Origin of the sequence: Kosakonia pseudosacchari, assembly GCF_015167415.1 — a bacterium.
Classification (GTDB): Bacteria; Pseudomonadota; Gammaproteobacteria; order Enterobacterales; family Enterobacteriaceae; genus Kosakonia; species Kosakonia pseudosacchari.
This window is the reverse complement of the sequence record NZ_CP063425.1, coordinates 377153-391254: the sequence shown is the minus strand read 5'-3', so window position 1 is coordinate 391254 and position 14102 is coordinate 377153. Positions and strand designations below refer to the sequence as shown.

11 protein-coding genes are annotated in these 14102 nt (G+C 52.2%); 6 read left to right on the top strand and 5 right to left on the bottom strand.

What is annotated here, in order from left to right:
- Window positions 1-22 precede the first annotated feature (22 nt).
- A complete protein-coding gene (gene fdhF, locus IP581_RS01760) occupies window positions 23-2170 on the top strand; it encodes a formate dehydrogenase subunit alpha (RefSeq protein WP_086873959.1) in 2148 nt (715 codons plus the stop codon).
- A gap of 35 nt (window positions 2171-2205) precedes the next feature.
- On the opposite strand, the gene IP581_RS01755 is transcribed toward fdhF, so the two are convergent.
- The 4 genes from IP581_RS01755 to IP581_RS01740 are packed head-to-tail and all read right to left on the bottom strand — an operon-like array spanning window position 2206 to window position 5500.
- Complete coding sequence (locus tag IP581_RS01755) at window positions 2206-2940, bottom strand: class I SAM-dependent methyltransferase (protein WP_193821614.1); 735 nt, start codon at window positions 2938-2940, stop codon at window positions 2206-2208.
- Window positions 2918-3628, bottom strand: coding sequence for a methyltransferase domain-containing protein (locus IP581_RS01750; protein ID WP_193821613.1), 711 nt, complete (start codon window positions 3626-3628; stop codon window positions 2918-2920). Before IP581_RS01750 ends, IP581_RS01755 begins: the two co-directional genes overlap by 23 nt.
- A 1-nt stretch (window position 3629) precedes the next feature.
- Entirely contained in the window at window positions 3630-4523 is an 894-nt protein-coding gene (locus IP581_RS01745; protein ID WP_228007805.1) for a DMT family transporter, read from the bottom strand.
- On the bottom strand, window positions 4520-5500 hold the full coding sequence (locus tag IP581_RS01740; RefSeq protein WP_228007804.1) for a sulfite exporter TauE/SafE family protein: 981 nt from the start codon (window positions 5498-5500) through the stop codon (window positions 4520-4522). Before IP581_RS01740 ends, IP581_RS01745 begins: the two co-directional genes overlap by 4 nt.
- An 85-nt stretch (window positions 5501-5585) precedes the next feature.
- Here IP581_RS01740 and IP581_RS01735 point away from each other — a divergent pair, with 85 nt between their 5' ends.
- On the top strand, window positions 5586-6293 hold the full coding sequence (locus IP581_RS01735) for an ArsR/SmtB family transcription factor (RefSeq protein WP_228007803.1): 708 nt from the start codon (window positions 5586-5588) through the stop codon (window positions 6291-6293).
- 179 nt (window positions 6294-6472) lie between these two features.
- Here IP581_RS01735 and gltP read toward each other — a convergent pair whose 3' ends face one another.
- Window positions 6473-7786, bottom strand: a complete 1314-nt coding sequence (gene gltP / locus IP581_RS01730; protein WP_086873953.1) for a glutamate/aspartate:proton symporter GltP — start codon at window positions 7784-7786, stop codon at window positions 6473-6475.
- Between the two features lie 684 nt (window positions 7787-8470).
- Between gltP and acs the strand changes: the two genes are divergently transcribed.
- The 4 genes from acs (at window position 8471) to IP581_RS01710 (ending at window position 14085) form a co-directional block, all read left to right on the top strand.
- Window positions 8471-10429: an acetate--CoA ligase gene (gene acs / locus IP581_RS01725; RefSeq protein WP_086873952.1), complete on the top strand. Its 1959-nt coding sequence runs from the start codon at window positions 8471-8473 to the stop codon at window positions 10427-10429.
- A 247-nt stretch (window positions 10430-10676) separates the two neighbouring features.
- Window positions 10677-10991 carry a DUF485 domain-containing protein gene (locus IP581_RS01720; protein WP_025263759.1) on the top strand — a complete coding sequence of 105 codons (315 nt, stop codon included), beginning with the start codon at window positions 10677-10679 and terminating at the stop codon, window positions 10989-10991.
- Window positions 10988-12637: a cation/acetate symporter ActP gene (actP, locus tag IP581_RS01715; protein WP_086873951.1), complete on the top strand. Its 1650-nt coding sequence runs from the start codon at window positions 10988-10990 to the stop codon at window positions 12635-12637. The genes IP581_RS01720 and actP overlap by 4 nt, the downstream gene beginning before the upstream one ends.
- A gap of 152 nt (window positions 12638-12789) precedes the next feature.
- Complete coding sequence (locus IP581_RS01710; protein WP_193821611.1) at window positions 12790-14085, top strand: Gfo/Idh/MocA family protein; 1296 nt, start codon at window positions 12790-12792, stop codon at window positions 14083-14085.
- The last annotated feature ends 17 nt before the right edge of the window (window positions 14086-14102 follow it).

Here is a 14102-nt window from a genome sequence, read left to right as displayed (position 1 = left end):
ATTCTTAACTGGAGCGAAAGTGATGAAAAAAGTCGTCACGGTTTGCCCGTATTGCGCCTCAGGTTGCAAGATTCACCTGGTGGTCGATAACGGCAAAATCGTTCGGGCGGAGGCAGCGCAGGGCAAGACCAATCAGGGCACGCTCTGCCTGAAAGGTTACTACGGCTGGGATTTTATTAACGATACCCAGATTCTGACGCCCCGCCTGAAAACCCCGATGATCCGCCGCCAGCGCGGCGGCAAACTGGAGTCGGTATCCTGGGATGAAGCGCTCGATTATGTCGCCAGTCGTCTGAGCGCCATTAAAGAGAAGTACGGTCCGGATGCGATCCAGACCACCGGATCTTCCCGCGGTACGGGTAATGAAACCAACTACATAATGCAAAAATTCGCGCGCGCCGTTATTGGTACCAATAACGTCGACTGCTGCGCTCGCGTCTGACACGGCCCATCGGTTGCAGGTCTGCACCAGTCGGTCGGTAATGGCGCGATGAGTAATGCCATTAATGAAATTGATAACACGGACTTAGTGTTTATCTTTGGTTACAACCCGGCGGATTCTCACCCGATCGTCGCTAATCATGTGATTCGCGCGAAACAAAACGGGGCGAAAATCATCGTCTGCGATCCGCGCAAAATCGAAACGGCGCGCATTGCTGATATGCACGTTGCCTTGAAAAACGGGTCGAACATCGCCCTGCTCAACGCGATGGGGCATGTCATTATTGAGGAAAATCTCTACGACCAGGCGTTTGTCGCTAATCGTACCGAAGGGTTTGAAGAGTACCGGAAAATCGTTGAAGGCTATACGCCGGAATCGGTCGAGGAAATTACCGGCGTTAGCGCCCAGGAGATTCGCCAGGCCGCCCGCATGTATGCCGGAGCGAAAACGGCGGCCATTCTGTGGGGCATGGGCGTGACCCAGTTCTACCAGGGTGTGGAAACCGTGCGTTCGCTGACCAGCCTCGCGATGCTGACGGGCAACCTCGGTAAAGCGCATGTTGGGGTGAACCCGGTGCGTGGTCAGAACAACGTGCAGGGTGCCTGCGATATGGGTGCGCTACCGGATACCTACCCCGGTTACCAGTACGTGAAAGAGGAGGCGCACCGCGAGAAATTCGCCAAAGCCTGGGGCGTCGACAGTCTGCCTGCGCACACCGGTTATCGCATTAGCGAGCTACCGCACCGCGTTGAGCACGGCGAAGTCCGCGCCGCTTACATCATGGGTGAAGATCCCCTGCAGACCGATGCCGAACTTTCCGCAGTGCGTAAGGCGTTTGAAGGGCTTGAACTGGTGATTGTGCAGGACATTTTCATGACCAAAACCGCAGCCGCGGCGGACGTTATCCTGCCGTCGACCTCCTGGGGTGAGCACGAAGGTGTGTATACCGCAGCGGATCGCGGCTTCCAGCGCTTCTTTAAAGCGGTGGAACCGAAGTGGGATTTGAAAACGGACTGGCAAATCATCAGCGAAATCGCCACCCGGATGGGTTATCCGATGCATTACAACAACACGCAGGAGATCTGGGATGAATTACGTCATCTGTGCCCGGATTTCTACGGCGCCACCTACGAAAAAATGGGTGAGCTGGGCTACATTCAGTGGCCGTGTCGTGACACGTCGGATGCCGACCAGGGAACGTCGTATCTGTTTAAAGAAAAATTTGATACGCCGAATGGGCTGGCGAAGTTCTTCACCTGCGACTGGGTCGCGCCAATGGATAAGCTCAACGAGGAGTATCCGATGGTGCTTTCCACCGTGCGTGAAGTGGGTCACTACTCCTGCCGTTCAATGACCGGGAACTGCGCCGCGCTCGCCGCGCTGGCGGATGAACCGGGCTATGCGCAAATCAACACCGCCGACGCCGCAAGGCTGGGCATTGAAGATGAAGCGCTGGTGTGGGTGAACTCGCGCAAAGGCAAAATCATCACGCGTGCGCAGGTCAGCGAGCGTCCGAATAAAGGCGCGGTGTATATGACCTACCAGTGGTGGATTGGAGCCTGTAACGAGCTGGTGACGGAAAACCTCAGCCCGATAACCAAAACGCCGGAGTACAAGTATTGCGCCGTGCGCGTGGAGCCGATCGCCGATCAGCGCGCCGCCGAGCAGTATGTGATAGATGAGTACAACAAGCTGAAGACTCGCCTGCGCGAAAGCGCAATGGGTTAAGCGGTTAATGCGGGGTGTTTACCACCCCGCTTTTTTCAGATCTCTTTGGTAAAACAGCCAAACCAGAACCCATTCTCTCGTTCGAACTTTTCATCGCCAAAAGCGCGAGTATGTTCGGAAACCACATCCAGGCAGCACACAGACAACCCCGCCAGATAGCGTTTCAGCTCCTCCGCTGAATAGGCTTTTTCAATCATGTTGTCGAACTTACGTTTAAACAGACCGGGTTCATCCAGCGTTGCATCGACGACTTTATCGTTAAACACCGCCTGACTACTGACTGCGAGGAAGAAGTAAGCGCCGCCCGGTTTCAGCAGCCTGACCACGTTGTTGAAATACGCCACTCGTACCGCTTCATCAGGAATAAAGGTAATGGCGGACATAATATCGAAAATGCAATCGAAGTGAGCATCCGGAAAGGGTAACTCGCCCGCTGCGTTGGCCTTCATAAGTTGTACAATACCTTTTTGTTGATAATCGCTCAGCAACTCCTTTGATTTTCTGATAGCGATATCAGTTTGATCAATGCCGACATAATTATCAGAAAAACCATGCGTAATAAGGTAATGAAGATTACGGCCAAAACCGCAGCCAATTTCCAGCGTATTAACGGTAATCGATTGGGTTTGAATCAACTCCAGGCTTTCATAAATTTGTTTAATGGCGTAACTGGGCGTGGTACGCACATTTTCATCGGCCGATTTTTTATGTAGCGCTTCCCACTTACTTTTATTTTGCTGGCTGCGCTTATTTGATGCAAAGATATCCATGAAACTCCCCGTATTTCATAATCGTAGCAATTTGTTTAAACCCGACTTCCGCAAGGATTTTTCTGTTCTCTCGCTCGGTGCAAGGCCGCATCATTCCTTCCAGGCTAAATTTCTTAGCGATAATCTCATCAACCGAAAAGCCTCGCGACAGCTTGAACTTCAGATAGCAAGACTCGATCATTTCATTTATTTTCGAGTCGTCGATAACTTCTTTTTCAAAAAGTATCAACGCACCTCCAGGAATTAATGCATCATATAATTTTTCATAAGCCGTTATGCGTTTAGTTAGTGGGATAAACTGTAAGCAATAATAAGAAGCGATAAAGTCGCACGCTTCCATATCAATATTTTCAATAGTGTTATGTACATATTCAATGGGTAAATTACCGGTTCTTTTTTTCGCCTGCGCGATCATATTCTGAACCGGTTCAACACCAATAAACCGTGTCGCTGCTTTTTGGCTGTGGCGGGTATATATTTTATGAATCAATGCACCGGTGGAGCAGCCTATTTCATAAAACACTGAGCCGTCTTTAATAAAGAAATCACTTAGAAAACCAATAAGTTCATGCCCTTCTTGATAAACCGGCACCGACATTTGCACATGTTCATCAAAGTGGCTGGCGACATCATTATCAAAAGACCATTGCTGCCCGGTTGATATCGAAATACTGTTACCCACTTCCATGTTAATACTCCCGATTAAGAAGAAAGAGTGAAAGGACAATCAGGCATCCGCCGATAATAAGTTGAATGGAGAGACCATCATGTAATGTGAAAATAGAAAAGATCGTTGAAAAGAGAGGAACGAGAAACAGAAAGCCACTGGCAAGCGTTGCGCCTCCCTGCCGTAGCGCTGAAAACCACAAGCCGAACGAGCCGACGCTGGCCGGTAAAATAAGCCAAATAAACCACACCCAGCCCCAGATTTGTAAATCGCCGATGTTATATTTTTCATCTCTTATCCAGGCGATGATTAACATAAACAGCGCACCGAGAAAAAGCTGCCAGCCGGTAAATACCCAGCTGTCTTTGTCAAAAACAAATCGCTTACTCACGACCGTGCATACCGCCCAGCATATCGATCCTAAAAACGCATAAAATAAACCGGTTCCGCCTTTGACACTCTCAAGCCCCAGACAAACAATCACGCCCGCGACGCCAATAATCAGTGAGATAATTTTTCGCTTATTTAATTTATCGTGCAGCAGATAATGCGCTAATATTGCGAGCCACAAGGGATTGGTAAACAAAATAATAGAAGACATGGATGAGGTAACACTCTCCAGCGCCAGGTTGAGAAAGCCCATGGTCCCTGTCGTCTGCAACGCTCCCACTACCGCGGTTAAAAGTAATCCCTTCGCGACCGATCCTTCACTGGTCGGAATGATAGCCTGAACGCCACGGGTAAAAACCGGAATTAATAGCATAAAAATCCCGGCTGCCATAAACCGCCAACCGCCCATTAAAAACGGCGGCATATTTTCATAAGAGATTAAATATTTCCCGGTTGGAAAAGACGACCCCATACAGAGGGTCGCAATAACAACTTTTAGTAGAAAGTTCATATTTCTCGTGGTCACGCTGCTTTCCTTTTATCAATACAGCCAATGGCAAACAATAAAACGAATGAAAGAGCAATAACGAGCATGGAGAGAAGCACGTAATCCAGCTGTCTGAAAAAAGCCACGGCGGTAAAGAGATATTGAATAATGACCAGCGCCAGCAGAAGTTTTCGGATAAACGCATCCCCATGCCGAACAGAAAAGAGAATACCTAAAGGTGCAAAGATAATGACCACCGGAATCGTTGCACTCAGATATGTTAAGGTCTGCATAGTTACGTTACCGGCACTGATATTTAAAACCGTCGCCAGCAGTGATATCAACGCCATCACAATGACCGCAGAAGGTGTTGCTACGGATTCGGTGCGGGAAAACATTAAAATCAACACGCAGAAAAAGACCACGTCGATACCATTACCGATCCATGAGGTCACAATTCCACCCGCGAAGCAAATAGCGATAAACAACAGCAATCGCCAGCCGTTCACGCGGGTAAGTGCTACGGTTCGCCTAATGGTTTGTTTTCTTCTGACAAGGAAAATCGCCGCGCCAAAGGCGAGCCAGAAAGAGGAGAAAAAAACTTTTAATCCTGCGGATGAAAAGGGATTAGGAATATAAAACAGCGCCAACAAATAACCTACAAAACTGGTTATTACACACCAGGTTATCAGAAATTTATCGACCGGTATCTTGCGGGTAAATATCGCTAAAGAAGATGCTGTCATGCCAAACGATTGCATTGCCAGGCAAAAAACGGCGGCCTCTTTGGCCGGGATCTGTTTGATGAACGTCAGTACTGGAAATGCTACCACACCGCCACCCACTGGCGTCGCACTTCCGACAAACGCCCCCACCATCATGGCGAAACTTAAAATATAATTCTCAGCTATTCCAGCGAAGCCAGTAATATATACCGTCAATAATAACCAGAGGATTAAACAAAAAAATCTGAAAAGATGAAGCGCATCCTTATATAAAGGTCGTTGTAAGAACATTATGACTGCCTTGTCTGTTCTGAATTGCGGTATTCTTTACGAACAAACAGATAAATGTTTAATTCTTTAATGAACTATGAACGTGATGACAGAACAACTTCCTAATTTCAGCCGACTGGCTTGTCTATTAGCCGATGCCAGCCGGGCTCGAATGCTCTGCGCGTTGATGGATAATAACCGGCTTACCGCATCGGAATTAGCGCGTGTTGCCGGGCTTTCGGCGCAATCCGCGAGCAATCATTTGGCGAAATTAACCCACTGCCGGGTAGTTGCCTTCGATAAAGTGGGACGCAACCGTTATTACCGGCTCTATAACGCGCTGATTGCCCAGGCCATTGAATCGATGATGGTGGCAACCTATGCCGATGACGATTTTCAGCAGCGGTTAAAACCCAGCGGGTTTAAGAAAATATGTTATGCCAGAACCTGCTACGACCACGTTGCCGGGCATATCGGCGTCGCTATCTATGAGCATCTTTTACAAACAAACATGCTGGTTGTCACAGACGGACATCTCTCCGTCACTCCGAAGGGACGAGACTGGTTCGCTACGCAACTGGGGATAGATATCGATAACATGCACGCCGGATCGCGCCGGGAGCTGGCAATAATCTGTATGGACTGGAGCGAGCAGCGTTATCACTTATCGGGTGAATTAGGCACCCGTCTCTTCGCGGCGCTGCTTGAGAAGCGGTTTCTTATCAAAGCGCATGAACCGCGTGTGCTGCTGGTTACGCCCACAGGCAAAGCGTTTTTGCAACAGACGCTGGGTATCAATAGTTTTATTGATTAGCGATCTGCCGCTTCCACGCCCTGCCGGGGGATCCTCTCTCGCCTGACAGGCTTGCAGGCGTTAGCGTGGTATCCAGATGAACCGGTCTGAAAGCGAGCCTGCGTTCGCCAGGCGTATCGCAAGGGCAAGGAAATGCCGCCCTTTATGAAAATCCCTCCATAAAGGAGGGATTGATAAACTTACTGATCGGCGGTTTTATCAAATTTGCCCAACATTTCGCGCTCGTAAGCGCGCGCTTTTTTGCGGTCAAACTTGTGTTCCCACTTAGCGATCACCAGCACCGCCAGCGCATTGCCCACCACGTTTAGCGCCGTACGCGCCATATCGAGGATACGGTCCACACCGGCGATAAACGCCAGACCTTCCAGCGGAATACCGACACTACCCAGCGTCGCCAGCAATACCACAAAGGAGACACCCGGCACACCGGCGATACCTTTTGAGGTCACCATCAGCGTCAGCACGAGGATGATTTCCTGCCACAGCGACAGGTCGATGCCATACAACTGCGCAATAAAGATAGCCGCAATGCTCTGGTACAGTGTCGAACCATCAAGGTTAAAGGAGTAACCGGTCGGCACCACGAAACTGGTGATCGACGCCGGCGCGCCATAGGCTTCCATCTTCTCAATAATACGCGGCAACACACTTTCCGAGCTGGCGGTGGAGTACGCCAGAATCAGCTCATCTTTCAGGATGCGGATCAAAATCCAGATGCTCAGCCCGCATACGCGCGCCACAATGCCCAGCACCACCAGCGCAAAGAACAGAATGGCGAAATAGACCAGAATCACCAGCTTTGCCAGCGGCCACAGCGAGGCAAAACCAAAGTTCGCCACCGTGACGGAGATCAGCGCAAACACGCCGACCGGCGCATAGCGCATCACCATATGGGTGACTTTAAACATGGTTTCGGAAATAGAGCGGAACACGGTGACCAGCGGTTCGCGGTGCGAAGCTGGCAGCGAGGAAAGCCCCAAACCAAACAGCACCGAGAAGAAGATGATCGGCAGCATGTCGCCCTTCGCCATTGACGCGACGATATTGGTCGGCACCAGCGATAAGATCGTCCCCATCAGGCCGTGGGCGTGGCTTTGCACATCCGCGGTGGTGCTTTGGTATTTCGAAATATCCACCGTCGCCAGTTGCGACATATCAATGCCCGCGCCCGGCTGGAACACATTCGCCAGCGTGATGCCGAGAATAATCGCCACCGTAGTGATCACTTCGAAATAGATGATGGTCTTGGCGCCGATACGGCCAAGCTGTTTTGCGTCGCCAACGCCTGCAATGCCGACAATCAGCGTCGAGATAACAATCGGCACGACAATCATTTTGATCAAATGGATAAAGATATCGCCCGCCGGAGACAGGAGATTCGCAATCAGCCATTCGCGGCTGTCGCTGTGGTAGTGCAAATAACTACCCAAAAGAATACCCAGCACAAGGGCTAGCAGAATCTGCCAGGCCAGGCTGATTTTCATGTTTTTCATAACTACAGACATCCTCAATGAAGCGCCATTCCAGGCACGGAACGACACATACTGAAAGGGTATGATTCACGTCGCGCAGTATTGCGGGGTTTTTTAACGCGCATTATCAGTATCATTTGCAGGGTGTAACGCGCAACCCTATACCGGGAGGGGGTTTGACTGAATTTTTACTTAAAAGCCGTCTTTTATTCCAGTTATTAAAAATAACTCTTTGTTATGAAAAACTTTTCACTGGCCTTAATTCCAATATTTACGTCTGGAAATTATTACGCACAATTCGTTCATTTGCGCATTTTTTAATCACTAAAAATGCCGTTATGGGCAACGCTAGCCAAAAATTCGTCTGCTATTCGTGGTTAACGCAGTGAATAATTCAGCAGACAAACCATTATCACCCTACTGATTACGTGATGGATTTTCATAGGCTTGCAGCAGCGTGAATTTTTACGCCGGTAGGAAGCGTAATCGAATTGTCACCTTTCATAACTTGCTGTTATGAAGCGCCTTTCTTTTCGTCTCACCCTTTTGCGTTCTTCCGCGCACCAGCACATTTATTTTGCTCGCTTTTTGCACAATTCATTTAATGCGTGATCTATCGCGCAAATAGTAAACAAAGCTGGCAAAGGCCCTACAATTAACGTTCTTGTGACATATTATTAACATCTTACAAGGAGAGCAATCGCCATGAGCCAAATACATAAACACGATATTCCCGCCAATATTGCGGAACGTTGCCTGATAAATCCGGAGCAGTATGAGGCCAAATACCAGCAATCGGTAACTGACCCTGACACATTCTGGGGCGAGCAAGGCAAAATCCTCGACTGGATCAAGCCTTACAAGAAGGTGAAAAACACCTCCTTCGCACCGGGCAATATTTCGATTAAATGGTATGAAGACGGCACGCTGAATCTGGCGGCCAACTGCCTCGACCGCCACCTCGCCGAACGCGGCGATCAAACGGCCATTATTTGGGAAGGTGATGACGCCAGCCAGAGCAGGCTTATCACCTACCGTGAGCTGCACCGCGATGTTTGCCGCTTCGCCAATGTACTGGTTTCACTGGGCATTAAGAAGGGCGACGTAGTGGCTATTTATATGCCGATGGTACCGGAAGCCGCCGTGGCGATGCTCGCCTGTGCGCGTATTGGCGCGGTGCATTCGGTGATTTTCGGCGGCTTCTCGCCGGAAGCGGTCGCCGGACGCATCATTGACTCCAGTTCGCGACTGGTGATCACCGCCGACGAAGGTGTCCGTGCCGGGCGCAACATTCCGCTGAAGAAAAACGTTGATGACGCGCTGAAAAACCCGAACGTCAACAGCGTCGAGCATGTCGTGGTGCTAAAACGTACCGGCGGCAACATCGACTGGCACGAAGGGCGCGATCTGTGGTGGAGCGATCTGACTGCAAACGCCAGCGATCAGCATGAGCCAGTCGAAGTAGGCGCGGAAGATCCGCTATTTATCCTTTACACCTCAGGCTCTACCGGGAAACCGAAAGGCGTGCTGCATACCACCGGTGGTTACCTGGTCTATGCCGCCTCAACCTTTAAATATGTCTTCGATTACCATCCGGGCGATGTCTACTGGTGTACCGCCGATGTCGGTTGGGTCACCGGGCACAGCTACTTGCTCTACGGGCCGCTGGCCTGCGGTGCCATCACGCTGATGTTTGAAGGTGTGCCGAACTGGCCGACCCCGGCACGCATGAGCCAGGTGGTGGACAAACACAACGTCAACATTCTCTATACCGCGCCAACCGCCATTCGTGCGCTGATGGCGGAAGGGGATAAAGCGATTGACGGCACCAGCCGCTCTTCGCTGCGGATCCTCGGTTCCGTGGGCGAGCCGATTAACCCGGAAGCCTGGGAGTGGTACTGGTCGAAAATCGGTAACGGTAAATGCCCGGTCATGGACACATGGTGGCAGACGGAAACCGGCGGCTTTATGATCACCCCGCTGCCTGGTGCTACCCAGTTGAAAGCCGGTTCCGCCACGCGCCCGTTCTTTGGCGTGCAGCCTGCGCTGGTGGATAACGAAGGTAACGCGCTCGATGGCGCGACCGAAGGTAACCTGGTGATCACCGACTCCTGGCCGGGTCAGGCGCGTACGCTGTTTGGCGATCACGAGCGCTTTGAGCAGACCTATTTCTCCACCTTCAAAAACATGTACTTCAGCGGTGACGGCGCACGCCGTGACGAAGATGGCTACTACTGGATCACCGGTCGCGTGGATGACGTGCTGAACGTCTCCGGCCACCGCCTGGGAACGGCGGAGATCGAATCGGCGCTGGTGTCGCACCCGAAAATCGCCGAAGCGGCGGTCGTGGGCATTCCACACAATATTAAAGGCCAGGCCATTTACGCGTACGTCACGCTCAACCACGGCGAAGAACCGTCGCCGGAGTTGTACACCGAAGTGCGTAACTGGGTGCGTAAAGAGATTGGTCCGCTGGCGACGCCGGATGTGCTGCACTGGACAGACTCACTGCCGAAAACCCGCTCCGGCAAAATCATGCGCCGTATTCTGCGCAAAATCGCCGCTGGCGATACCAGCAATCTCGGCGATACCTCAACGCTCGCCGATCCTGGCGTAGTGGAAAAACTGCTCGAAGAGAAGCAGGCCATTACCATGCCATCGTAATACTCGAAAAACCCTGCCGGATAGCGGCGCGAAAGCGTCTTATCCGGCGGCAAACGCAACCATAACGCTCTCCTTGCAAGGAGAGGAAACAATCACCTCACCCTACAATCCCTAATGGATTTCGTGTTGCAGGAAAGCGGCAAACGCGCAGATCCCAGGCGCAACGATAACGATGTGACTGGGGCGGGCGCGTGCGGCCACCTGACCGGCAGCGCGCAGGACAACGGGGAGACCTCTGGAGAATTCTGTGATGAATAACATTTATCAACAGATAGAAAACAGTGCGCATTTCAGGGAGTTAGTCGAAAGACGGCAACGGTTTGCCTTTATGCTTTCCATCATCATGCTGATTATCTACGTCGGCTTTATTTTGCTGATCGCGTTTGCCCCGCACTGGCTCGGTACGCCATTGCATGAAGGCACCAACGTCACGCGCGGCATCCCGATTGGTATCGGTGTGATTGTAATTTCGTTTGTGCTGACCGGCGTATATGTCTGGCGGGCAAACGGCGAGTTTGATCGCCTGACCAAAGCGGTTCTTAGCGAGGTAAAAGCATCATGAAGAGAGTCCTGACGGCGCTGGCCGCCACACTTCCTTTTACGGCTCACGCCGCCGATGCCATTACCGGCGCGGTTCAACGCCAGCCAACCAACTGGCAGGCGATCATTATGTTCGTGATTTTCGTCGCACTGACGTTGTACATCACCTACTGGGCATCCAAACGGGTGCGTTCGCGCAGCGATTACTACACCGCCGGTGGCAATATCACCGGTTTTCAGAACGGGCTGGCAATAGCCGGTGACTTTATGTCAGCAGCCTCGTTTCTGGGGATTTCCGCGCTGGTGTACACCTCCGGCTACGACGGCCTGATCTACTCGCTCGGCTTTCTGGTCGGCTGGCCGATCATCCTGTTTTTGATCGCCGAACGCTTGCGTAACCTGGGGCGTTATACCTTTGCTGATGTGGCCTCTTATCGTCTGAAACAAGGCCCAATCCGCACCCTTTCTGCCTGCGGTTCGCTGGTGGTTGTGGCGCTCTATTTGATTGCGCAGATGGTTGGCGCGGGTAAATTAATTGAGCTGCTGTTTGGCCTGAATTACCACGTCGCCGTGGTGTTGGTTGGCGTGCTGATGGTGCTGTATGTGCTGTTCGGCGGCATGCTCGCCACCACCTGGGTACAAATCATCAAAGCGGTGCTGCTGCTGTTCGGCGCGAGTTTTATGGCCTTTATGGTAATGAAACACGTCGGCTTCAGCTTCAACAACCTGTTCACCGAAGCGATGGCCGTCCACCCGAAAGGCGCGGCGATCATGAGCCCTGGCGGGCTGGTGAAAGATCCGATCTCCGCCCTGTCGCTCGGCCTTGGGTTGATGTTCGGCACCGCCGGTTTACCGCATATTCTGATGCGTTTCTTCACCGTCAGCGATGCGCGTGAAGCGCGCAAGAGCGTGTTCTACGCCACCGGGTTTATGGGTTATTTCTATATTCTGACCTTTATCATCGGCTTCGGCGCCATCATGCTGGTGGGCGCAAACCCGGCGTTTAAAGACGCGGCGGGCGCGCTGATTGGCGGCAACAATATGGCGGCGGTGCATCTGGCAGATGCGGTCGGTGGCAACCTGTTCTTAGGCTTTATCTCCGCCGTGGCGTTCGCCACCATTCTGGCGGTGGTCGCCGGGTTAACGCTGGCGGGTGCCTCGGCGGTTTCCCACGATCTCTACGCCAACGTGTTCCGCAAAGGCGCGACCGAACGCCAAGAACTGAAAGTGTCGAAAATTACCGTGCTGGTGCTGGGGGTTGTCGCCATTCTGCTGGGCATCCTGTTCGAAAAACAGAACATCGCCTTTATGGTCGGGCTGGCCTTCTCGATTGCCGCCAGCTGTAACTTCCCGATCATTCTGCTCTCGATGTACTGGTCGAAGCTGACCACGCGCGGTGCGATGATCGGCGGCTGGCTGGGTCTGTTGACGGCGGTTGTCCTGATGATCCTCGGCCCGACCATCTGGGTGCAGATCCTCGGTCACGCCACCGCGGTGTTCCCGTATGAGTACCCGGCGTTGTTCTCTATCGCTGTGGCGTTTATCGGCATCTGGATCTTCTCCGCCACCGATAACACCGAAGCCGGCAAACTGGAGCGCGAACAGTTCCGTGCGCAGTTTATCCGTTCGCAAACCGGGATCGGTATCGAACAGGGCCGCGCCCATTAATCTTTCTACCCCGGTCAGTAATGGCCGGGGATCACACTTTCCTGCCTTTTCGCTACCCCTCTCGCACCAGCGCGCTACAGTACCTTCAGCTTATTGAAACGGTGTTTTTAATACATCAGCACGTTAATTCATTTATGACTGAAGAGGCTGTGATGAAAAAATATGCTTTAGTGGGAACCGGCGGGCGCGCCGGGCTGTATATTTCCGCCATTGGCGGACAATGGAAAGAGAATGCCCGCATGGTGGCGTTTTGCGACAGCAACCAGACGCGTATGGACTACGCCAACCAGCTCTTACAAAACGAAGACGCACCACGCGTTTCTACGTGGAAAGCAGCGCAGTTTGAAGCGATGATCCGCGAAACCCGCCCAGACGTTGTTATCGTCACCACCATGGACAGAACCCATGACGACTATATTGTGCGGGCATTACACGCAGGCTGCGATGTGATCACTGAAAAGCCCATGACCATCGACGAACAGCGTGCGCTGCGTATTCTCGATGCCATTGAGCAGACCGGCAAAACCGTGCGCGTAGCGTTTAATTACCGCTATGCGCCGCATCACAGTAAAGTGCGCGAGTTGCTGATGAACAACACCATCGGCGACGTCTACTCCGTGCATTTTGAATGGCTGCTGAATACCGAGCATGGCGCCGATTATTTCCGCCGCTGGCACCGGGAAAAGCGCAACAGCGGCGGGCTGCTGGTGCATAAATCGACGCACCATTTTGATCTGATGAACTTCTGGCTCAACAGCTACCCGCAGCGGGTGTATGCCGAAGGCGGGCTGCGTTTTTATGGCAAAGAGAACGCCGAAAAACGCGGCGTCACGCAGTTTTACCCGCGAACACATGGCTATGCCGCCGCTGACGATGATCCGTTTGCCCTCCATATGGCCGACAATCCGCAGTTAAAAGCGCTCTATCTCGATGCGGAACATGAAGATAACTACTGGCGCGACCAGAGCGTATTCAGCGACGGCATTACCATTGAAGATACGTTGTCGGTGCTGGTGAAATACCAGAACCAGTGCCAGTTGAGTTATTCACTCAACACTTACTTGCCGTGGGAAGGATTAAACGTGGTATTTAACGGCAGCCAGGGGCGGCTGGAGATGAAAATCGTCGAGAAATCCTACGTCAACGCCGGCGGCGAGCGCGCCAATGAAGGCAGCCTGGAATCCTGCGACATTACCGTGTTCCCGATGTTTGCCGTACCGTGGAAAGCGGACTTCACCCTTGGCGAAGGCGGCCACGGCGGCGGCGATAACGCCATGCTGGCGGACTTATTTGGTACACAGGGACACGACCCACTGCAACGCGCCGCCGATCATCGCGCCGGTGCGATGTCGATCCTGACCGGCATTGCCGGGAATATTTCAATGCAACAGCAACGCCCGGTAAACTTTAACGAGTTCGAACTGGTTGCAAGGCTGAAAAAGCAGTGACCTTCCGGCTCCCCGTT

Coding starts and splice junctions, on each gene's coding strand:
- IP581_RS01755 (WP_193821614.1), bottom strand. CDS start 2,940: ATGGATATCTTTGCATCAAATAAGCGCAGCCAGCAAAATAAAAGTAAG.
- IP581_RS01750 (WP_193821613.1), bottom strand. CDS start 3,628: ATGGAAGTGGGTAACAGTATTTCGATATCAACCGGGCAGCAATGGTCT.
- IP581_RS01740 (WP_228007804.1), bottom strand. CDS start 5,500: ATGTTCTTACAACGACCTTTATATAAGGATGCGCTTCATCTTTTCAGA.
- IP581_RS01735 (WP_228007803.1), top strand. CDS start 5,586: ATGACAGAACAACTTCCTAATTTCAGCCGACTGGCTTGTCTATTAGCC.
- gltP (WP_086873953.1), bottom strand. CDS start 7,786: ATGAAAAACATGAAAATCAGCCTGGCCTGGCAGATTCTGCTAGCCCTT.
- acs (WP_086873952.1), top strand. CDS start 8,471: ATGAGCCAAATACATAAACACGATATTCCCGCCAATATTGCGGAACGT.
- actP (WP_086873951.1), top strand. CDS start 10,988: ATGAAGAGAGTCCTGACGGCGCTGGCCGCCACACTTCCTTTTACGGCT.
- IP581_RS01710 (WP_193821611.1), top strand. CDS start 12,790: ATGAAAAAATATGCTTTAGTGGGAACCGGCGGGCGCGCCGGGCTGTAT.